Annotated in this window: 21 protein-coding genes; 13 read left to right on the top strand and 8 right to left on the bottom strand. The window is 40.7% G+C overall.

Translation table 11 applies throughout. From position 1 onward, the window contains the following. Window positions 1-22 precede the first annotated feature (22 nt). Window positions 23-1,450 carry an alanine/glycine:cation symporter family protein gene (locus MHI35_RS01500; RefSeq protein WP_144522472.1) on the bottom strand — a complete coding sequence of 476 codons (1,428 nt, stop codon included), beginning with the start codon at window positions 1,448-1,450 and terminating at the stop codon, window positions 23-25. 33 nt (window positions 1,451-1,483) lie between these two features. Then, a complete protein-coding gene (locus MHI35_RS01505; RefSeq protein ID WP_144522471.1) occupies window positions 1,484-2,464 on the bottom strand; it encodes a glutaminase in 981 nt (326 codons plus the stop codon). A gap of 517 nt (window positions 2,465-2,981) precedes the next feature. On the opposite strand from MHI35_RS01505, the gene MHI35_RS01510 reads away from it, so the two are divergent. The 3 genes from MHI35_RS01510 (at window position 2,982) to MHI35_RS01520 (ending at window position 6,491) form a co-directional block, all read left to right on the top strand. Continuing rightward, the gene (locus MHI35_RS01510; protein WP_144522470.1) at window positions 2,982-4,268 is read left to right on the top strand and encodes an ATP-binding protein; all 1,287 of its coding nucleotides are present in this window, start codon (window positions 2,982-2,984) and stop codon (window positions 4,266-4,268) included. A gap of 4 nt (window positions 4,269-4,272) precedes the next feature. Next, on the top strand, window positions 4,273-5,214 hold the full coding sequence (locus MHI35_RS01515; RefSeq protein WP_211063394.1) for a response regulator: 942 nt from the start codon (window positions 4,273-4,275) through the stop codon (window positions 5,212-5,214). Between the two features lie 191 nt (window positions 5,215-5,405). Continuing rightward, window positions 5,406-6,491, top strand: coding sequence for an SEC-C metal-binding domain-containing protein (locus MHI35_RS01520; protein ID WP_144522468.1), 1,086 nt, complete (start codon window positions 5,406-5,408; stop codon window positions 6,489-6,491). A 54-nt stretch (window positions 6,492-6,545) separates the two neighbouring features. Here MHI35_RS01520 and MHI35_RS01525 read toward each other — a convergent pair whose 3' ends face one another. Further along, window positions 6,546-7,586, bottom strand: coding sequence for a DUF4352 domain-containing protein (locus MHI35_RS01525; protein ID WP_335349616.1), 1,041 nt, complete (start codon window positions 7,584-7,586; stop codon window positions 6,546-6,548). 395 nt (window positions 7,587-7,981) lie between these two features. Here MHI35_RS01525 and MHI35_RS01530 point away from each other — a divergent pair, with 395 nt between their 5' ends. Further along, window positions 7,982-8,911 carry an aldo/keto reductase gene (locus tag MHI35_RS01530; protein WP_144522466.1) on the top strand — a complete coding sequence of 310 codons (930 nt, stop codon included), beginning with the start codon at window positions 7,982-7,984 and terminating at the stop codon, window positions 8,909-8,911. A 28-nt stretch (window positions 8,912-8,939) separates the two neighbouring features. On the opposite strand, the gene MHI35_RS01535 is transcribed toward MHI35_RS01530, so the two are convergent. Both MHI35_RS01535 and MHI35_RS01540 read right to left on the bottom strand, forming a co-directional pair. Next, entirely contained in the window at window positions 8,940-9,629 is a 690-nt protein-coding gene (locus MHI35_RS01535; protein ID WP_335349623.1) for a sensor histidine kinase, read from the bottom strand. 284 nt (window positions 9,630-9,913) lie between these two features. Then, entirely contained in the window at window positions 9,914-10,615 is a 702-nt protein-coding gene (locus MHI35_RS01540; protein ID WP_012008825.1) for a LytR/AlgR family response regulator transcription factor, read from the bottom strand. A 161-nt stretch (window positions 10,616-10,776) separates the two neighbouring features. On the opposite strand from MHI35_RS01540, the gene MHI35_RS01545 reads away from it, so the two are divergent. The 3 genes from MHI35_RS01545 to MHI35_RS01555 all read left to right on the top strand — a co-directional run bounded on the left by MHI35_RS01545 (window position 10,777) and on the right by MHI35_RS01555 (window position 13,178). Continuing rightward, window positions 10,777-11,517 carry an ATP-binding cassette domain-containing protein gene (locus MHI35_RS01545; protein WP_044139233.1) on the top strand — a complete coding sequence of 247 codons (741 nt, stop codon included), beginning with the start codon at window positions 10,777-10,779 and terminating at the stop codon, window positions 11,515-11,517. Continuing rightward, complete coding sequence (locus MHI35_RS01550; protein ID WP_144457194.1) at window positions 11,517-12,692, top strand: ABC transporter permease; 1,176 nt, start codon at window positions 11,517-11,519, stop codon at window positions 12,690-12,692. The genes MHI35_RS01545 and MHI35_RS01550 overlap by 1 nt, the downstream gene beginning before the upstream one ends. A gap of 147 nt (window positions 12,693-12,839) precedes the next feature. Then, window positions 12,840-13,178 carry a hypothetical protein gene (locus MHI35_RS01555; protein WP_144523449.1) on the top strand — a complete coding sequence of 113 codons (339 nt, stop codon included), beginning with the start codon at window positions 12,840-12,842 and terminating at the stop codon, window positions 13,176-13,178. 44 nt (window positions 13,179-13,222) lie between these two features. Here MHI35_RS01555 and MHI35_RS01560 read toward each other — a convergent pair whose 3' ends face one another. Continuing rightward, a complete protein-coding gene (locus MHI35_RS01560) occupies window positions 13,223-14,281 on the bottom strand; it encodes a DUF4352 domain-containing protein (protein ID WP_335349615.1) in 1,059 nt (352 codons plus the stop codon). 537 nt (window positions 14,282-14,818) lie between these two features. On the opposite strand from MHI35_RS01560, the gene MHI35_RS01565 reads away from it, so the two are divergent. Together MHI35_RS01565 and MHI35_RS01570 are read left to right on the top strand one after the other, a co-directional pair. Beyond that, window positions 14,819-15,247 carry a cell wall hydrolase gene (locus MHI35_RS01565; protein ID WP_003217242.1) on the top strand — a complete coding sequence of 143 codons (429 nt, stop codon included), beginning with the start codon at window positions 14,819-14,821 and terminating at the stop codon, window positions 15,245-15,247. A gap of 119 nt (window positions 15,248-15,366) precedes the next feature. Then, window positions 15,367-16,146, top strand: a complete 780-nt coding sequence (locus MHI35_RS01570) for a glucose 1-dehydrogenase (protein ID WP_335349614.1) — start codon at window positions 15,367-15,369, stop codon at window positions 16,144-16,146. 21 nt (window positions 16,147-16,167) lie between these two features. On the opposite strand, the gene MHI35_RS01575 is transcribed toward MHI35_RS01570, so the two are convergent. Next, entirely contained in the window at window positions 16,168-17,208 is a 1,041-nt protein-coding gene (locus MHI35_RS01575) for an acyltransferase family protein (RefSeq protein WP_211063392.1), read from the bottom strand. A 208-nt stretch (window positions 17,209-17,416) separates the two neighbouring features. Next, window positions 17,417-18,409 carry an LLM class flavin-dependent oxidoreductase gene (locus tag MHI35_RS01580; protein ID WP_144523447.1) on the bottom strand — a complete coding sequence of 331 codons (993 nt, stop codon included), beginning with the start codon at window positions 18,407-18,409 and terminating at the stop codon, window positions 17,417-17,419. Window positions 18,410-18,821: 412 nt separating this feature from the next. Between MHI35_RS01580 and MHI35_RS01585 the strand changes: the two genes are divergently transcribed. The 4 genes from MHI35_RS01585 to MHI35_RS01600 all read left to right on the top strand — a co-directional run bounded on the left by MHI35_RS01585 (window position 18,822) and on the right by MHI35_RS01600 (window position 21,565). Then, entirely contained in the window at window positions 18,822-19,424 is a 603-nt protein-coding gene (locus MHI35_RS01585; RefSeq protein WP_034320581.1) for a TerD family protein, read from the top strand. Between the two features lie 20 nt (window positions 19,425-19,444). Beyond that, complete coding sequence (locus MHI35_RS01590) at window positions 19,445-20,026, top strand: TerD family protein (RefSeq protein ID WP_008342133.1); 582 nt, start codon at window positions 19,445-19,447, stop codon at window positions 20,024-20,026. A gap of 41 nt (window positions 20,027-20,067) precedes the next feature. Continuing rightward, entirely contained in the window at window positions 20,068-20,646 is a 579-nt protein-coding gene (locus MHI35_RS01595; RefSeq protein ID WP_007498343.1) for a TerD family protein, read from the top strand. 139 nt (window positions 20,647-20,785) lie between these two features. Next, window positions 20,786-21,565 (top strand): TerC family protein, encoded by a 780-nt coding sequence (locus MHI35_RS01600; RefSeq protein ID WP_111912406.1) that lies wholly within the window; start codon window positions 20,786-20,788, stop codon window positions 21,563-21,565. Window positions 21,566-21,647: the final 82 nt, after the last annotated feature.

Consider the following 21,647-nt stretch of genomic DNA (forward strand, 5'->3'; position numbering starts at 1 on the left):
AAAGGACCAGAGCTTTTTTGATTTAACCGATTTGATTCTTTTTCAACGAAGCAGGTTCGTCGTCCCAGCATTCAATTTTCTCATTGTTTGGAACGACATTTTTATAGAAGACAGGATCCTTGCCTTCTTTTTTCTGTCTCGTATAATCCTTCAATGCTGCAAAGGCGACTTTAGACAGCATGGTAATGGCGATAAGGTTGACAATGACCATGAGCCCCATGAAGAGATCGGCTAGACCCCACACGAGAGGAACAGTAGCAACTGCACCGAAAAGAACCATTCCAATAACGGCTATTCGATAGATGTTAAGCCAAATTTTGTTGGCTCCAAGGAATTCAATGTTCGTTTCACCGTAGTAGTAGTTACCGATCAATGTACTAAAGGCGAATAGGAAAATCATGATAGCAAGGAATCCAGAGGCCCATGGTCCAATGTGCTGACTGAGTGAAGCCTGTGTTAATTCAATTCCTTGCAGGTTCGTTGTTTTGTATGCATCAGAGAACAGGACAAGGAAGGCTGTGCTTGTACAAATAATTAATGTGTCTGTTAACACGCCAAACGCCTGAATTAATCCTTGTTTTACAGGGTGACTTGTCACAGCTGTTGCTGCTGCGTTAGGTGCACTACCCATACCAGCTTCGTTGGAGAAGAGACCACGTTTAATCCCTTGTAATAATGCGCCGCCTAATGTTCCACCAGCGAACTGTTCAAACCCGAAGGCGTGTTTCACAATCGTACTGATGACACCAGGAAGTTCAGTGATATTTGTCACAATGACAAAGAATGCAATTCCGATATAAGCTAGAGCCAGCACAACGACAATGTATTCAGATGCTTTTGCAATGGCTTGTATTCCCTTGAAAATAATTGCTGCAAATATAACAGCCATCACAATACCGACTGTTAAACGGTCTAATCCAAAGGAGTTTTCAAAAGCGACAGTGATTGTATTTGATTGCACTGCATTAAAGACGATTCCAAACGAAATTGTAATCAGAATCGCAAATAAAATTCCCATCCAGCGCTTGTTTAACCCTTTTTCCATGTAATAAGCAGGTCCTCCGCGGAATCCTGTTTTATCTTTCACTTTATACACTTGGGCTAACGTACTTTCAACAAAGCTTGAGGCAGAACCGATAATCGCTACGATCCACATCCAAAAGATTGCCCCAGGTCCACCAATCGCGATGGCGATGGCAATCCCTGTGATATTCCCTGTTCCTACACGTGCCGCCATACTAATGGCAAATGCTTGGAACGGTGATATCCCTTCTTTTTCTTTTCTTCCTTCTTTCAGGACACGCACCATTTCTTTGATCATTCTCACTTGCAGGAAGCGTGTTCTATATGTGAAATAGACACCAACTCCAAGTAACAGAGCAATGACAATATAAGTCCAAATAAAATCATTTGTATGTGTTAAATAAGATAGCAAAGCTTTTTCGTTCATAACATCACCTCTTCGAATTCATGACTGTTCATTTTAAAAAATACTGAGATCCCACTCTTTGGCGAGCTTTTTCAGCATCATGACACCGGTAATACTATTTCCACAATCGTCAATGGCGGGACCATAAATACCGATTCCGCAGCCGGTCTGAAATGGGAATTCTCTTCTTGCGCTTGGCGGAACGCAAGCCATAATTCCTCCAGACACACCACTTTTGGCTGGAACGCCTACGAAAGCAGCAAAATTACCAGACGCATTATACATGCCACATGTCAGCATCAATGCCTTTGTTAGTCTTGCGATATCTTTTGGAATGACTTGGACCTGTTTAAAGGGATGATAGCCATCACTTGATATAATCAGCCCAATCAAGGCGATGTCCTCTGTTGTAACCTCGATAGAACATTGCTTTAAGTACACTTCTAATGTGTCCTCGACATCTGATTCTAAGTAATTGGTTTCTTTTAAATAATAAGCAAGTGCTCGGTTGCGATGCGCAGTTGCCCATTCTGATTGATAAACCTCTTCATTAACAGAGGGACGCTTACCTATTAAGTTTTCGATTAAATCGAAAATATATGCTAGCTTTTCTGAAGAAGTCTTTCCGGGAAGGATGGAGGATACGGTAATAGCTCCAGCATTAATCATTGGATTAAAAGGCTTCCCTGGTTTATGCATCTCAAGACGGTAGATGGAATTAAATGCATCACCAGTTGGCTCTACATCTACCCGGTCCAAGACGTAAGGAACGCCTCTTCCTAAACAGGCAGCTATAAAGCTGATGACTTTTGAGATACTTTGCAGGGTAAAGGGAACGTCCCAATCACCATATCGTACAGATGATCCATCTGGGCCTATCACGCTGATACCAAGTTGAGAGGAATTCACTTTTCCGAGTGCTGGAATGTAGCCAGCGTTTTGTCCATTTTTGTAATACGGACGAATTTCTTCTGCCCATTGATCAACAGAAGACTGGCATGCGTGTTGTGTATTATTAGAAATTGCTGTTTTCATACGATTCCTCCAATCAAAAATCAAAAAGTACCCTATTGAATTGGCGGATGACAAAGAATGCGATCAAATAGGCACGAAAACATGTTACACATCTTCAAAGAACTTGTCATGCGCTGCTTGTACCACTCCTTTACACCTAAATATATGTTGAAATGAAGGCTTTGGCGGCGAAAAAACAAAAAGGGTTTTTAGTGAAAATTCAGAAAACGCTTACATATAGTTTCACTAAAATTGTTCATTCAATTTATCTTGGAAACTACACAATCTGACGAAAATCTACAGAAAAACTTACAAATAAAAATCGGCATGTCGATCATTGTCTAAACAATTCCCATTATTGTAGACAATATCCAAAATGCTGAATAGCTGAAAGGTCACCATACCGCCTCGGTGAATAGTCATAAAAAAAGATTTTGAGGAAAGAAGAAGTCGTGAAAATTATTTTTTTGCACATTGTGAAGAAAAGAGTCTCCTTGTATACTGTGGCTATGCAAAAAGGGGAAGGGATGTCAGTCATTTGAGTTTAAACCAGCTTGTTAAAAAAGACGCATTCATATTAATTTTTATGGTGGTGATTGTGCCGCTTGCAGGAGAACTGAAGTTTTATCCTGTGAATGAGACGTTTCGGATCAGCTTTGGCGCACCTGCGTTTTTCTTTTGTTTATTACTCTTAAGGAAATCTAGACCGTTCTTGCCTGGGTTTTTAACAGGCGCAGCCATTGTGCTTTTTCGGGTAGGTTTAGATCTGATGCAGCATCATGCTGATCTCGCTGCATCATTTTATCAGCAATTCCCAAGTTTCTTTTTCTATTTTACATATGCATTCCTGTTCTTTGCCGTCCGTACGGGACGTTTTAAACAGCGCTCTATTTTTATTGGCATCATTGGTCTGATGATTGAAATAGTGGCTGATTTTGTTGAGTTATTTGTACAATTTTTAGTGTTCGATACGACGATGACGCTATCAAAGCTGAGTGATATGTTTCTCATTGCGTTTGCTCACAGCTTTGTCGTAATCAGCTTTTTTAATATGATGAAGCTGTATGAGGCACAATCAAGAGAGAAGCAAATCATGAAACAAAATGAGCATATGATGATGGTCATTTCAAATTTATATGAAGAAACGGTTCATTTAAAGAAAACGTTAAAACATACTGAGCATATTACGCAAGAATCATACAGGCTTTATCGTCTCTTGAATGAACACGAAGCAGGGAAGAAAGTGAGTCAGGAGCTATTGAAGCTTGCAGGAGAAATCCATGAAGTGAAAAAGGATAATCAGCGTATTTATGCTGGGCTTTCGAAGCTAATTTCTAAGGAAAATATGCAAGACTATATGAAGGCAGAAGAACTCGTTCAAATTGTCCTCCGCATTCAAGAAAAGTATGCGCTCTCTCTAGGGAAAAACATCTCCTTTACATCTGATATAAGAGGCATTCATTTGCATGATTATCATGTGTTCATTTTCTTATCGCTCATTAATAATTTAATGGCAAATGCCGTTGAAGCTATAAAGGATGACGGATTGATCTCACTCGTATTGAAAGGAAGTCATGATAAAATAGAGATTCGGATTGAAGATGATGGTCCAGGGATTCCTGAAAAAATGAGAGACATAGTATTTGATCCAGGCTATACTTCAAAATTTGATGCATATGGAACACCATCAACTGGGATTGGATTGTCCTATGTGAAAGAGCTGGTTAAAGAGCTTGGCGGTCAAATTCAAATCGAACATAAAGACACAAAAGGAACAGCTTTTCAGCTACTCCTTCCTATACAAAATTTAATACAGAGAGGGTGAGTGTATGCGATTTTTCATTGCAGATGATGATCGTGCAATACGCTCGATTTTAGGACAAATCATTGAGGATGAAGATTTGGGAGAGGTTGTGGATGAAGCTGATGACGGAGTTGGATTAGAAGCCCATTCATTGAACCTAAAAAAAATAGACATCCTTCTGATTGACCTTTTGATGCCTGCTAGAGATGGCATTCAAACCATTCGTCATATTCACCCTGAATTCAAAGGCAAAATCATGATGATTTCCCAAGTAGAGGCGAAAGAGATGATGGCAGAAGCCTATGAATTAGGGATTGAATATTATATTCATAAACCTGTCAATCGAATTGAGATCGTCAGTGTGATCCGAAAAGTCATGGAGCGGATCAAGCTGGAGAAATCGATTTATGATATTCAAGCTTCCCTTCGCCATGTGCTGCCGCTAGAGCCTGTTATTTCACATCATACGACGGGTACTGGTTTGAAGAAAAGGACGATGAAAGAGGCGGGGGAATTCCTTTTATCTGAACTAGGAATTGTTGGAGAGAGCGGATCTAAGGATTTACTAGAGATCCTGATCTACTTACATGAAACGCAGTCAGCCAATTCTCATGAGGTCAATTTCCCGCCATTAAAGCAGCTCTTTATCAAAACGGCGGAGAGGAAGCTAGATCACGGGGCAACCGATGTCGAAGTGATGAGAGAAGTCAAAGCGGCAGAGCAGCGGATTAGACGTGCTATTCATCATTCCTTGAATCATTTTGCTTCACTAGGATTAACAGATTTCTCGAATCCTAAGTTTGAGCACTATGCGTCAAAGTTTTTTGACTTTACCGATGTCAGCCAAAGAATGAAAGAAATGCAGAAGACCTCTTCATCCGCAGGATCAACGGGCAGAGTCAATACGAAGAAGTTTGTTCAAATCTTTTATTTTGAAGCAAAGCAGTTATTTGAGGGAATGAGCTGAAGAAAATCTATTGGAATGATTGGAGAAAATAAACAGAAAAAGGCCGCTATACCTATGATCTATCGAGATCTTCAAGTATCTTTATTATTTAACTGATCATTCTGATTTTTCTTTTTTCTTGAAAATAAAACTCTCTTGTGCAATCGTTTGTTAAAATAGTGAGGTTAGACTAGAATGTCGGAGGTTTTATTTTGGGAAAAATTAAACGAAATGCGCTCTGCCCATGCGGAAGCGGAAAAAAATATAAACATTGCTGTGGTCAAAAGTCAGGCGGAGAACAAACTTCTGAGCTTGTGTTTAAGGAAGCTGTACAAGTTCAAAAGGATTTAATGAATTATGCATTCTCTAAACATCAGAGAGCCATCAACCAATTCATTAATGAGTTTTCTTTTCTTGCAGATATGGATAAAGAAACGCAACAAATCTCGGTCTTTCATTTGAGTGTATGGGGCATCTTTTTCCGACCATTAACAGATCAGAAAGAAACCATCTTCCAAGAATTCCTGACAAAGAAAGCGGAAGATATTACCCGTCCGAAAACAAAACAAGTGGTTCAATCATGGACAGACATGGAACCTTCTTTACTTTTATTAAATGAAAAAACGGACGAGTCTCTTTACTTTGAGAATATGGTGACAGCTGAAAAGGTTGAAGTAGATGTAAAACCAGATCAAACAGTGCTGCCTGAAAAGGGAAGTCTCGTGCTTGGATTCCCTGTTCAATTTGAAGAAAAAGCAGAGTTTTTCATTCAATATACGATGTTTGCGAAAGAGTTTACAGATACGCTTCTTCTTCAAGTTCGTCAGCTTGTTGAAGCATATGAGGCAAATGGAGGAACGCGCAGCACATTTATGAGAGAATCATTCCCTGACGTGTTGGAGTGCATGTTTGCGAAGCAAGAAGTAGAAGAATCAGAAACATCTGCTCAAACAGAAGGCGATAAGGGCCTAACAGCAGATCGCATGGACTGGGCAAGTGACGTTCAATTGGAAACAGCTAAGCTGATTGAAGACGGAATGAAGGAACACGGGGATCAAAGTCTGACTGATGGTGCGTTAACTGTATGGAAAGCCTATTGTGATCAGAAATCACCTGTGATCCGTAAAGCAGCATCATTTGCTGCGGGAATCGAATATTACATTCATTCACTTGCAAGCGATGCCCCGCTTTCTCAAGCGCAAATAGCGAAAAAGTATGGCATTAGTGCGTCTACTGTATCAAGCCGTTTTAAAGATATCGAAAAAGCGGTGAAAGAAGAACAAGAGGCGACGGTATAGCATAAGAAAAGACGCGGCACCTTCATTGGGCCAGCGTCTTTTTTTAGTTCATGATTATCTTGTTTTAATAAAACCGCTCATGTACTGGGATGTATTGTAATCGTTGAGGTCAATTTTCCACTGACCATCCCCATTACGTTTCATTTTCACTTCGTATTCAGCCGAGCTGGAGACTGGGGGGAGCTTCTCGAATTCAGATGCGTATAAGTTTAAGCTTTTCTTATACAATTCTTCTTTAGAGCGGATCTTGCCGTTGTAAAACTCATCTCTTTGCTTGTCTAGCTTGTCTTTTAAGTTAGTAGCATCAATGCCTGTTACTTGAGCGACAACCTTCGCCTCGTCATTAGAGATGGTTTTTACACTTGTTTCTACTTTGGTTTTATCCTTCATGGTGTCTTGAATTCGTTTGTACATCGAGAGAATATCACGGTCACTTACTTCATTGCCGTACATTCCGGCGGTTCTTTTGAAGTCTTTTACGAACATGTCGTGGTATTTATTCACGACATCGGATTGATTGTCGCCCGTTAAATCTGCAAATTGATCGTTCTTTTTGTCAAACACAATGATATCCGTATAAGCTGATAGCGCTTTTGCAGGGTTATCCAGCTTTTTTGCTGTATCCAATATTTTGTTTCCATCTAGGTTGATTTCGATCGAATCACTGTTTTTCTTGATGCTGTCTTGGTACACGAACTGATACTTTTTCCCTTTGTCTACTAGGAAATAAAGAGCACCTGATTGTGATTTTCCTTTGTTTAATGAACCAAGGTCAAGACGGTCTTTACTGCCGTAAAATTTTAAATCAGATACTTTGGCATCGTCCTGATAAAGAGAGAAGTCAGAGCTATATAATGATAGAGCTTTGTCGCCTTTGTTTGTAATCGTCAGGTTGACTTTTAGCACCAATTCATTGTCTCTGAGAGTAGTTGTTGAGTCTTCTGGTAACGTATATTCGTAGCTATCGACTTTTACCTCTGCTGTTTTTGTTGATTTTTGATCAGTGTTGCTTGATTTTGCTGAGCTCTGGCAAGCTGCAGAGATAATCATCACGAACGAAATCATGAGGAGTGCACTTATTTTTTTAAGATTCACAGTTGATGCTCCTTTGCTTTTCTTTTGTCATTTCATTCCCGCTATCTGACTATGAGAAAAGAAACAGATAGGATGGTATATTCGGGTGTTACAGGGGAAAATCTCCTTATGACGATTTGCACTTTTCATTCTATCGAAATTTAATCATGCTGAGGAATAGGTTTTAGTCCCTATCTTTGAAAGAAATTTACACAATAATCAATAATAAAAGGAAATTTGTAAGTCTAATATACCGGTCTATAAGAATTAATTTTTAGATTTATTATCGTTTTTAAATGTTTTTAGGTAAAAATCTTGATGTGAAGGTAATATTGCTGCAGAGAGCATGATACTTGAATGTTGAAAAGGATTCGTGGGAAAATAAGGATGATTAAGCAGATAAGGGAGATGAGCTTTTGAAAAAGGTAACGCTTGGACGAACTAATTTACAGGTGAATCCGATAGGGCTTGGTACGAATGCGGTGGGTGGACATAATTTGTTCCCGAACCTGAGTGAAGATGCCGGAAGAGAGCTTGTGGAGACAGCTCTTGATCAAGGTGTCAATTTCTTAGATTCTGCTTTTATTTATGGGCTAGGCCGTTCAGAGGAATTGATTGGTGAGATTATTGCCAAAAGAGGCGGTAGAGAAAACCTTGTCCTTGCGACAAAAGGGGCTCATAAAGAAGTAAACGGACAAATTGAATTGGATAACAGCCGTGATTTCTTAAGAGAGCAGGTCGAAAATAGCCTGAAACGACTGAAAACAGATTATATTGATTTATACTATATGCATTTCCCGGACGGCCGGACGCCGCTGGAAGAAGTAGCAGGCACATTAAAGGAATTGAAGGATGAAGGGAAAATCAGGGCGATTGGTGCATCTAACCTTGATTTTGAACAGCTTCAAGCCTTTAATCGAGATGGCTACTTAGATGTGCTTCAGTCGGAATATTCTTTGCTGAAACGTGAGGCAGAAAAGGATCTTCTCCCTTACTGCGTCGAGCATCGTATTTCCTTTATTCCTTATTTCCCGTTGGCGTCAGGTTTGTTGACTGGTAAATTTACGAAGGATGCGACATTTGATGATATTCGAGCAAAAGATCCGCTTTTCCAAGGTGAGGCGTTCCTTCAAAATCTCGAAAAAGTAGACAAGCTAAAGGCAATTGCACAATCTAAGAACGCCGAAACGGCACACGTCGCACTCGCTTGGCTTTTAGCACAGGACGGCATTGATGCCATTATTCCAGGTGCAAAACGAGCTGATCAAGTTCAGCAAAACCTCAAAACAAACGACGTTCAATTAACAAAAGAAGAAATCAATCAAATTGACCAGGTTTTCTCTTAATAAAAAAAGGTGCTTAGCTGCACCTTTTTTATGTCGTGAGGGGGATTTTGATGACAAGTCGCAAATATGGAGAACGGTAAGTGAAATCAAGAGTACCGTCTGCCTTTTCAACAAGCTGATGAATGATATACGTCCCCATTCCTTGATGATTACCGCCTTTTGTCGAGCGTCCAAAGTTTTTGAACAAATGGTCTAACACATGTTTTTCCATTCCTTTTGTGCTGTTCTCACAATGGATTAAAAAGAGCCCGCTCCGAATAGAGGTCGTAATCGAGATGCTACCCTCTTTTCCGGCTTGCTTCGCTTCAATCGCTGCGTCTAGAGCATTATCAAGCAAGTTTCCAGTAAAGCTAACCTGATCCGCCTTAGAAAAAGGAAGCGATGAAAAAGGCGCTTGAAGGTCTAGAGAAAGGTCGATGTCCTCTTTTTCAGCCCGTTGAAAAAAGGAATGCAGAGTTGAGGCCAAATAAGCATTTTCTCCTTTCATCCAAGGGAAATGTTTGACGTATTGCTGAATCAAATCCTTGATCTCATGCTCTTCGTTCGACGCAGAAAAGGCATTTAAATGTCTAGCTGTTTCATGATGTTTACTGCGCAGCTCAAGCAACAATTCATTGGTTCTTGATTCTGCGTTGATCAGCTCTTGAAGCCGCCCATTTAACCGTCTCTCCGTCTGCATCATCTTCAATGAAAGGATATCTGCTGTCATGATGATCACAAAAACCAAAAGAGAGCTCCATCCATTTCCTTGCGTCAGAAAAAGGGAAAGACCTGCACAGGTAAAGAGCACAAAAGCACCCAACATTACATAACGACTTACATGAGGCAAAAACCTTTTGTATATGAAAAATGTATAAAGACCAATGAGACAAAAAGTGAGCAGCCACAGCGCTCCTAATGATAGCGGCAGAAAAATTTCAGCTACTGCATGAAACGCGAGACCTAGCCATATGAGAGCATATATGCGGAATCCAAGATAGAAAGCGTTCACGATCGTTCTCCTTAAAAATAATATTTCTTAAAGTATTCTAATTGTTGCTTGGTCATCATGGCTTTTTTATCTGTACCTTCAAAAGACACGATAAATGAATTTTTGGCATACGCCGAGAAGTTCTTAATGTAATGTATATTGATGATAAACGATCGGTGAGAGCGGATAAAATCTTTTTCAGCTAGATCGCCCTTTAACTCGTTTAGTGTCTGATATGTCTGGATATCTCCTGTTGTTGTGACAATGGTGGTTGACCTGCCTGTTCGCTCAACAAAAATGACATCCTTCTTTTGCAGCACGTGAATATCTGACTGCTGCTTAATGAGAAGCCGTCCATGTATGCTTTTCTCCTGCTTGGTGGACATGTAGCGCTCTAAGGATTTGGCAATTCGATCAGCTTGGTAGGGCTTCATAATATAATCATGAACATTTAAATCAAACGCATGGACCGCATATCCGCTGTTTCCTGTCACAAAGACAACATCGACATTCAGTGCATGAGAGTGAATGAGATCCGCTAATTCATAACCAGACATTCCGGGCATTTCAATGTCTGCGAACAACAGATCAATATCTCCTTTTTTGACCTTCTCGTATGCATCCTCTGCTGACTGCGTGACAAAGACAATCTCCACAGCCTCCATTCTGCCTACAATGGCATGCAGCTTTTCTAAATCTACTCGGTAATCGTCAACGAGACCTACTTTTATCATAAAAATCACCTATGACTCTTCTTATTATTTGTCTATTTTACCATTTGTTTTTTAAAAATAGATCATTTCAAGACAGAAAAAGGACGTTTCGCGACATCTTTATGTCAAGCAAGCGTCATTTTTTCTATCATAGACTTAGAAAGTTGAAAGGGGCGAACCACATGATTACTCTCAGCGATTGCAGTTGCTGGTTTAAAGATAAGAAAAAGGTCGTAAAAGCGATGAAGCATATGACGTTCTCCGTGAAGGAAGGGGAAGTCGTTGGCATCCTAGGAGAAAATGGAGCAGGGAAAACCACTTTATTACGCGCCGTCGCCACATTATTAGAACCTACACACGGAACAGTCACCGTCGCAGGCTTTGATACGGTGAAAGAATCAACGGAAGTGAAAAAGCGAATTGGTGTCTTGTTTGGCGGTGAGACGGGGCTTTACGATCGTTTGACGGCACGAGAAAACCTTGAATACTTTGGCAAATTGTATGGCTTAGATCAGCATGAAATCAAAGCAAGAATAGAGGATTTGGCAAAGCGTTTTGGGATGAGACAATACATGGATCGCAAGGTGAAAGGATTCTCAAGAGGAATGAAACAAAAGGTGGCGATTGCCAGAACCTTGATTCATGATCCTGACATTATTTTATTTGATGAGCCGACAACAGGCTTGGATATCACATCAAGTAATATTTTCAGAGATTTTATTCATCAGCTCAAGCAGCAAAATAAAACCATCCTTTTTTCAAGTCACATCATGGAAGAAGTCAGCCAGCTTTGTGACAGTGTGATGATGATTCATCAAGGAGAGCTTGTGTATAAAGGGACACTTCCAGAATTATATACACAGGAACAAAGTGATGACTTGAACTATATCTTTATGTCGAAGCTCGCTAGGGGGATTTCATAATGTGGAAAACCGTATTTAAAAAAGAAATGACAGATGCGCTAAGAGACCGAAAAACGTTACTCTTAACAGTGCTGATTCCTCTTTTGACGATGCTTGGACTGGTGTTCTTTTATGAAAGCATGATTGCAGATCCAGGAGATGAAACCTATACGGTCGCAGTAAATGAACAGCTTCCAACGGAAATGAATCAAATGATCAAAGAGGTCAAAAACCTCACACTTGAAACTTTTGATGATCCGCAGCAAGCTGTCAAAGATGGAAAGGCGAATGCTTACCTGGAAATGCCGAAAGAGGCAGACGACATGCTTCAGCATCAAAAGTCATTTGCAATTAAAATTCATGGGTATACAACAGATGATGATTCGGTCATCACGGTTCAAATGCTGCAATCCTTATTGGAGCAGTATCAAAACCAAGTCGTAGAAAAGCGTTTAGCGGCTGATCAAATCAACACATCAGTTATTCATCCATTTGAGGTGCAGTCCGTTGATGTAGAAGAAGGCGATGAAGGAGAAAATGGCATGACCTCTATGCTTTTGTCGATTCTTCTTCCAATGATTTTGGTGACCTCCGTCATCTCAGGTGCTTTGCCAGCTGCGCTTGATATTGTAGCGGGTGAAAAAGACCGAAAATCCATTGAAGCGTTGTTCCTGACACCTGCAAGCAGACTCCAAATTCTCATCGGAAAATGGCTGGCTGTCTCCATGTTCGGGATTTTAAGTGGAATTGTAGCGATCGGCATGCTGCTTTTATCCACACTGCTCTTTACAGAAAAGCTAAAACAAGCACTGAACTTTGGTGATCAAATGTGGAGCATTATCGCCGTCATGTTTGCGGCGCTCATCATCTTCTCCTTCATGGTATCGATGATTGAACTGCTACTCAGTGTCGTTTCAAGCTCAGTAAAAGAAGCACAATCGTACATGTCCATGATCATTACACTAGGTGTGCTCCCAATGTTCTTTACCATGAGAGCAGGTGCAACGCAGCTAGATACGTATTACTTTGCTGTCCCATTCCTTAATATTCATGCGCTGTGTAAGCAATTGATGTTTGGCATCATCGATCCGATGGCCGTCACTCTGACACTAGGCTCCTCAGCCCTCGCAGTCGTCATCTTGTTTGTCATCGTGAGAAGCTTGTTTATGAAAGAAAAGTGGATGCTTGCCAAATAAAGAAAGTACAAACTTGTAGATTTTATCTGCAAGTTTTTTTATCCAGAGATTTATATAAAAGAGATTCACGATCGGGTGAAAGGAATGTCATAATGGAAGGGACAAATTACATTATTATCCTAATTTATTTTAAGAGGTGATTCGTTTATGTTTGATCAAACAGAAGACGATGATGTGCTAGAGCTATGTAATATATATGCTCAACAAACACACCATTTTGAAGCGTTTATTTTGGGAAACAGGAAAGGATTATTGGAATTAAGAAAAGCGATAGATGAGGCATTAGAAACGGGTAGTTCCGTTGCACATTTATATCCATCTGATTTTGAAGGATATGAAACGTATATTGCTTTAGTAGACGATGAGCAAAAGTTTGAGAAATTAATGGATCCTTATGTAGAGGAATATGCACAAGAGGAGGATGCGGTTGATCCGGTTGAGGTGATAAAAGAGTATGAAGCTGTAAAAGAAAATCCTTCATCATAGACGGTAAATGATAAGAAAAAACCCCCGGCATCGGGGGTTTTCCATTAGTTCTTGATGAACTTTTCAACTAATGAGCTTGTTTTGTAATCGTTCAAATCAAGTTTCCATTGGTCGATGTCATTTTTCTTCATGTTGACTTCTACTGTTTCTTCAGAAGATGAAGGTCCTAATTTTTTGAACTCTTCTGGGTAGATCGAGAGTAAATATTTTTGTGCTTCATCATAAGACGCTGAACGGTTTTTGCTGTAGAACTCAGTCGCTTTCTCTTTTAGACGATCGACAAGCGGGCTTGCATCAATTGGTGTAAGAGTTACAGTCACAACAGCTTTATCACCACTGATGGCTTTTGTTTTTGTTGAGACTTTTGATTTTTCAGCTAATGTTTCTTTTACAGCTTTTAAAAGCTTATCAAGGTTTTCGTCCTTCGCTGAGCTAGAAGAAATACCTGATGATGTGATGTAGCCTTGTTTGAATGATTTATCAAATTGGTTTACAACCGTTGATTTGTTATCACCTGTTAGTTTTTCGAACTCGTCGTTATTCTTACCAAAAATCATGACATCAATATAAGAAGAAAGGGCTTTTGCAGATGCTTGAAGTGTATCTGCTTTTTTCATTAAGTCTTTACCTTTAATATCGAATTCTAGTGTTTTGTCATCTTTTTTAGAACCACTACCTGGCTCATTGTACACAAGCTGATAGTCTTTTTCTTTATCAACAACAAAGAAAAGACCGCCTTTTGATACTTTGCCTGCATTTAGAGAGCTAGATGATAATACTTCGTTGTAATCATCTGGAGAGATCGTAGACACTTGTGAGTCATCTTGGTAAAGCGTGAAGTTGCTTTTATCAACATTTAGAGGCTCTTTGCTGATATTTTTTACAGATACGTTCACTTTTAGTACATACTGATCATCCTGTACAGATGTATCGTATTGAGGTGGTAATGTGTACTCAGCACTTTCTACCTTTACCTCTGCTGAATCAAGGGATTTTGTATCTTTTTCCTTTGCAGCTGACTTTTCTTTTCCACTACTACAAGCAGCAGCGACAACAGTGACACACAAGATTAGAAGAAACAGGGATAATTTCTTTTTAAACATGACGTGTTTTCCTCCTCGGGTTTATGATGAATTTCATTGGAAAGCTTTAGTTCATATCGTTCTTTTTGCACAAAAAGAAAAATACTGTATGTTTTTTACTGTAGAATGAAGCGAAAGTACTGTCAATACTTCAGTGCGTTTCTAAGTTTGCACAGCTTCAAATAGTAAAAATGACACTAAGTTGAGAGGAGAAACTTGTAAATTATGATTTGATGTCTCCTGTAAAAACTCAACATTTTATATTTTAAGGTTTTGAGTCGGATTGTTGAATAGGTTCAAATGACTGTTTTTGATAATGGTGTAGCAATTAGAAGGATTTTTATGACTTGTAAATGAGTCTATAGTAATGAATATTTTTTCCTGTAATGTGCATGATCACTAGGTTTGTGTGTTGTTGGCAGAGAGACACATGTCCAGCAAAATGTTGAGGTATTTAGACAAGCTCTCGACACGGAATGTGTCTTTTCCCTTCAAAATGGCAGTCATCTACACAGAAACCCCACATAAAATAAAAGAGAAACGAATGGAGGTGGATGTATGGCAGTGGTAAGAGCGACAAGCTCTGATATTGATCTCATGGCCAGACTGCTGAGAGCAGAGGCAGAAGGTGAAGGGAAGCAAGGTATGCTGCTCGTAGGAAATGTGGGCATCAACCGGTTGCGTGCCAACTGCTCTGACTTTAAAGGGCTGCGTACGATTCCACAAATGATTTATCAAGAACATGCATTTGAAGCAGTCACGCATGGTTATTTTTATCAACGAGCACGAGAAACGGAAAAAACACTTGCGCGGAGGAATATTAACGGAGAACGATTTTGGCCAGCAAAATTCAGCCTTTGGTATTTTAAACCGCCTGGTAATTGTCCACCGACATGGTACAATCAGCCGTTTGTGGCAAGGTATAAGTCGCATTGCTTTTATCAGCCAACCGCTGAAACATGTGAAAATGTTTATAACACCTTTTAGCTTGATGAACAGCACAATCCTCTTAGTCAACGATGGCAGAGGGTTGTGTTTTTCTTTTTTTCAAAATGGGTAACCATTGTGTATCAACTAGAAGAAGCACGTGATAGGAGGAAATAATGATGTATCAAGATTTAAAAGGAAAAACAGCCATTGTCACAGGTTCTTCAAAAGGAATCGGACAAGCCATCGCATTACGATTTGGACAAGAGCAGATGAATGTGGTTGTGAACTATAAAGGTGATGAAGAGGGTGCTGAAGAAACGGTACAAGCCATTCAGCAGAATGGAGGTAGGGCGGTGAAAGTACACGCGGATGTCTCCAAAGAGGATGGCATTCAAGCCATCATGGATACAGCCCTGGAGCATTTCGGTACAGTCGATGTGTTCGTCAATAATTCAGGATTTAATGGTGAAGAAGCGATGCCGCATGAGATGACGCTCGAGCAATGGCAAAAAGTTATTGATGTGAATATCACAGGCGCCTTTTTAGGGGCAAAGGCTGCAATCGCCTATATGATGGAGCATGACATCAAAGGGTCTATTTTAAATATATCCAGTGTCCATCAGGAAATACCGCGCCCGTTCAATGTCCACTACTCCACTTCTAAGGGCGGAATGAACATGATGACAAAAACGCTGGCTCTTGATTATGCGGAAGCAGGTATTCGGATCAATGCGATTGCACCAGGTACAATGGCGACCGAATCGAATGATGATTTGCAGGATGAACAGAAAAAACAAAAGCAGCTTGAAAAGATTCCAATGAGAACCTTTGGCGAACCGAAGGAGATTGGGTCCGCTGCTGCATTTCTCGTATCTAAGGAAGCATCGTATATCACAGGCACCACTTTATTTGTAGATGGAGGAATGACGCTTTACCCTTCTCAAATCAATGATTAATCCAAAAAAACATCCGCCCAATCAGCCGGCGGATGTTTTTTGTTCGTAGCGGTGTGCGGCTTTGGCTGGTTTGCCGAGTAGCATCGGGTATTTGCTTAGGAAGGAGATACACGGCACCATAAGCAGCAATGTTCCGATCGTGTAAAAGAGAGTCCAAGAGAGCTGCGCTGTATCTGCAATATTGATACCAAGTCCATAATAAACAAATGCTTTCATAATATCGATGCCGGCAAACTGCAAGACAAGAATGACAATGGAATTTCGTCCGAGATACGTCAAAATAGGGGACGTTTTGAATTTGAAACTTAAATAAATCACGGCAGCTGAACCAAGCAGTGCACATGCATAGAAAAGAAAAAGATCACCATAGTCATTCACGCGCATATCGATCCGCGAATTAAAGCTTTGCATGTAAGCCGTCAGTACAAGCAGACCTGTACATAGAAGAAGGGTTGGGTCTGTTTTTAATTCCACAAACCATTGCTTTGCCAAAAATCCGATTGAATAAAACACAACAGCCGTCAAGGCGACATTGGCATTCCACGGCATACTTTGGTCTAAAAGCAAGGTAGAGGCATATCCAGCACTTCCGCAAAGGACAGTCATTAAGATCAAAACAGCAGGTTTCCCTTTTGTCAGACGGTGCATAAAGAAAAAGATCAATTCCACTAAAAAGAGCGTTGTTAAAAACCAGATGGCTGGGTTATGCGTGAGTCTAGCTTCATCTGCATTGGATATAAAAATACCTGTAAACGGAACGAAAGGGTCAATATCCGTTTGTCCCTTAAAGGCAAAAAAACGAGTAACGGTGAACCAGAAAACATACGTAATGATGGAGAAATAGAGATAGGGCAAGAGTAAGCTTTTGGCTTTCTTCTGAATAAATGACAGAGCAGGGCGTGAGGATGATCGAAACATCATGCCGGATAGTAAAAAGAAAAGCGGCATATGAAAAGAGTAAATGAATTGCTTGAGCGGATCTGGGATGGGCACATGCGCCATGACCACGAACAGAATACCGATCCCTTTAGCCGCATCGACCCAGTCGAGTCTCTTATTCATGACCTGTCATCTCCTTCCTTCTAGCGTCATAAACGGTTCTTTTATATGTACCTCTACTATATAAAAGGTACACCCCTTATGCGTTTACAGTTCGCTAACGATTAGAAGACACATTTGCGATCAGATGACAGGCGGAAGCATTTTGACATCTCTATGTTACATTTCCCATTTTTATGACAATGTAAAAAAGAAGCCAAGGGGATTGGCTTCAAAATAGTTCTGCGATTCGTTTGAAGGAACGCTGTTTTTCTATCGGATCAAATGAATTGTTGAGAATCATGATGTCATCCGTTTGATAGCGGTCCATCAAGCGAAGTAATTCCCCTTTCACTGTTGCCTTTGAGCCGACGATCATCCGCTGACGGTTTTGTAACACTTTTTTCTTTTCCTGCGAGGTGTAGTGATAGGTACTAGCCTCTTCTATAGAGGGGACGCGGCTGTCCAGTCCTTTTTCAACTCGCAGCAGCCATAAATCTGTACTGCTGGCGATCCGTTCGGCCTCTTCATCGGTTTCACCACAAATGACAAACACGGCAAACATAGCGTGCGGCTGAGTGGAAAAGACAGATGGAGAAAAGTGAGACCGATACGTCTCAAATGCTTGTTTGCCGCGTGCAGGGTGGATAAAGTGACCAAAAATATAGTTGATCCCAAGCTCTGCTGCCTGCATGGCACTATTTTCTCCTAAACCAAGCAGCCAAACTGGCGGATGAGCATCAACAAGCGGAGCAGCTTTGACTCCTGCATGCGGGTGCCCAGAAGGGAGGCTGTCTGATAAGTAAAATAGAAAATCCTTCAGCTGTCGGTCGAACTGAGATAGATCTTTATGCACGCCGTCTGTTAAAGCAAGTCTCGTCCTTTCAATTCCGCCCGGAGATTTACCGACACCGATTTCAATTCGTCCAGGATACAGAGCCTCAAGCTGCCGCGTGACCTCTGCAACTTTAAAGGGGCTATACTGCGGAAGTAAAATGCCGCCAGACCCTGTACGTAAGGTCGATGTATGAGCAGCAATATGTGCCATTAATATTTCAGGTGCTGTACTAGCGAGCCCTCTTGTGCTGTGGTGTTCAGCAAACCAATAACGCTCATACCCAAGGGTTTCCGCAAGCTGAGCCAGCTGCGTTGTGTGAATCAATGTCTCTTGCGCTGTCTGACCTTTAGGAATGGCGACTTGATCTAATATGTGAAGTGATGGCATCATCAACATCCTTTCGATACTACGTTGGATATAAGTATAAAGAAAACCATGGATGGAAGGAAACGAAAGAGTTTATCCTTAGATCTCATGCTTTATCTTTTCTATATCAACATATAAAAACACATCAATACGTAATTTATCAGTAAGAGCTGTGGACAAGAATTTTCGACAATGTTTCACATGAAACACTTCATTTACGACATGAACCATTTTCAACATGGATCTTTCGTTAAAAAAATATCATCTGTTTGAAACCTATCTTGAACGTAGATCGTATATACTAGTAAATAGAAAAAAGAGTAAGAGGCTCCAATGTCATTTCATGAATTTTGTCGAATTTTCATGTATGATGATTTTAATAGGGTCCATCGCTTAATAAATAGATTTTTATTATGCTGGAGGAGTGATTGATTTGGCGATTACATTAGAAAAAGGTCAACGTATTGATTTAACAAAAGGCAAAGCAGGGCTAACGAATATTCTTGTTGGACTTGGCTGGGACCCTGTTTCACAAGGCGGCGGATTTTTAGGTAAGCTGTTTGGCGGCGGAGGCGGCGCTGATATTGATTGTGACGCTTCAGTGCTGATGCTGAAAAATGATAAGTTTGTTGAAAATAAAGATTTGATTTACTTTGGTAACTTGAAAAGCAAATGCGGCAGTGTTGAGCATACAGGTGACAACTTGACTGGTGAAGGAGACGGAGATGATGAACAAGTCCTCGTCAACTTAAGCAAGGTACCAGGCAATGTGAATAAATTGGTGTTTGTTGTGAACATCTATGATGCACTCAGAAGAAATCAACATTTTGGTATGATTCAAAATGCGTATATTCGCATTGTTGATCGTTCAAACAATCAAGAATTAGTGAAATATAATTTAAAAGATGAGTATGCAGGGAAAACATCATTAATCGTTGGAGAGCTATATCGTCATGAGAATGATTGGAAGTTTGCGGCTGTTGGAAACGGTACAAATGATGCGAAGCTTGCCGATATTACGAGAAACTATATCTAATCAGAAGGGAGAGATTCCTAGTGGGAATTTCTTTAGCGAAAGGTCAAAAAATTGATTTAACAAAAACGAATCCAGGTTTAACAAAAGTGGTCGTCGGTCTTGGCTGGGATGTCAATAAGTATGACGGCGGACATGACTTTGATCTAGACGCAAGTGTATTCCTTTTAGATGCAGCAGGGAAAGCAAACTCTCCATCTGACTTTGTTTTCTACAATCAAACAACTGGCGGTGGCGGAAGTATCGTACATACAGGCGATAACCGTACAGGTGAAGGAGACGGAGATGACGAGCAGGTCAATGTTGATCTTTCAACTGTACCAGCGAGTATTGAGAAAATCTCCTTCGTCATTACAATCCATGACGCAGAAGCACGCAGCCAAAACTTTGGACAGGTTTCTAACGCTTACGTCCGTATTTTAAATGCAGCATCAAATGAAGAACTCATTCGCTACGATTTGGCAGAGGACTTCTCTATTGAGACAGCGATTATTGTAGGTGAATTATACCGTCACGGCGGAGAATGGAAATTCTCAGCTGTCGGATCGGGCTATCAAGGTGGACTTGCCCGCATTGCAACGGACTTCGGCTTAGATATCGGGTAACAGCTCGTTTTATATTTTCAACGGACAGGAGAGATTCGAATATGGCGATTCAGCTATCAAAAGGACAACGTGTCGATTTAACAAAAACCAACCCAGGACTGACGAAAGTGATGATCGGTCTTGGGTGGGATACGAATAAATATTCAGGTGGAGCCGAATTTGATTTGGACGCTTCAGCATTCTTAGTGGATGCAAACAATCGTTGTCAGCAAGACACAGACTTTGTTTTCTATAATAACCTTCAGCATCCAAGCGGCAGTGTCACTCATACAGGGGATAACCGGACGGGTGAAGGAGATGGAGATGACGAGCAAATTCTCGTTGATTTCTCAAAAATTCCTGCTAACATTGATCGTATCGGAATTACAGTGACGATTCATGATGCAGAGGCGCGCAGCCAGAATTTTGGACAAGTCTCAAATGCGTTTGTTCGTGTTGTAAATGAAGAGGGCGGTGAAGAATTGATTCGCTTTGATTTAGGGGAAGACTTCTCAATCGAAACAGCTGTTGTGGTATGTGAACTATACCGCCACGGAAGCGATTGGAAGTTTAACGCGATCGGAAGCGGATTCTCTGGCGGACTTGCAGCTCTTTGTCAAAATTATGGGTTAGAAGTATAAACGAGAGAAATTAATCGATTAAAGAGGCGCTGCCAATGACTCATATGAGGCCTTTTCCAAAGTGAGAAAGAAACAGCGATCAAGAATAACAGCAGGCGAAAGCCTGCTGATGCTTCTACACTTATAGGAGGAAAACCAGTTGGACATTTTGAAACATATGTTGGACACCTATGCCTCGTTTTTTGATTGGCATATGTGGGCAGAGGTATTAACAAACCCTGTCTCTTGGGGACTCATTGGGACCCTTGTTGTGCTTGAAGGATTGTTATCAGCAGATAACGCACTTGTATTAGCTGTCATGGTGAAACACTTACCAGAAAAGCAGCGTAAAAAGGCATTAACCTACGGATTAATTGGCGCTTATTTCTTCCGTTTTCTATTCATTGGTGTAGGGATGCTGCTGATTAAGTTCTGGTGGATTAAGGTTCTCGGAGCTGCATATTTAGCATGGCTTGTCATTAAGCACTTCTGGTTAGGTGACGGCGATGACGAAGCGAAGGAATTGAAAAAAGAAGGCTGGATGATTCGCGTATTTGGCGTGTTCTGGGCAACCGTTATTTCTGTAGAGATTATGGACCTTGCCTTCTCGGTGGACAGTATTCTTGCGGCATTCGCTGTATCTGAGGAAGTATGGATTCTGCTTTTAGGCGGAATGCTTGGTATTCTCATGATGCGTACAGTGGCACAGTTATTCCTTGTCCTCATTGACCGTATTCCTGAGCTTGAGAATACCGCGTTTATTCTCATCGGGATTATTGCCATCAAAATGGGCTTAAGTGCTGCACTTATTGAAATCCCGCATCTTGCATTCTTTGCGATTATTATTCTAGCGTTTATCGGGACGTTTATTGTTCATAAAATCAATAAGAAGAAACATCAAGATGTAACAAACGAAGCTGCGGCTTCAAAAGAAGAATAGGATGATCAAAAAGGAATGGAGTTGACTAGCGGCTCCATCCTTTTTTGAATCATCAGGTTATTGAATTTCTCTAAACAACAGG

The organism is Bacillus sp. FSL K6-3459 (assembly GCF_038003305.1).
In the GTDB taxonomy this organism is placed as follows: Bacteria; Bacillota; Bacilli; order Bacillales; family Bacillaceae; genus Bacillus; species Bacillus pumilus_O.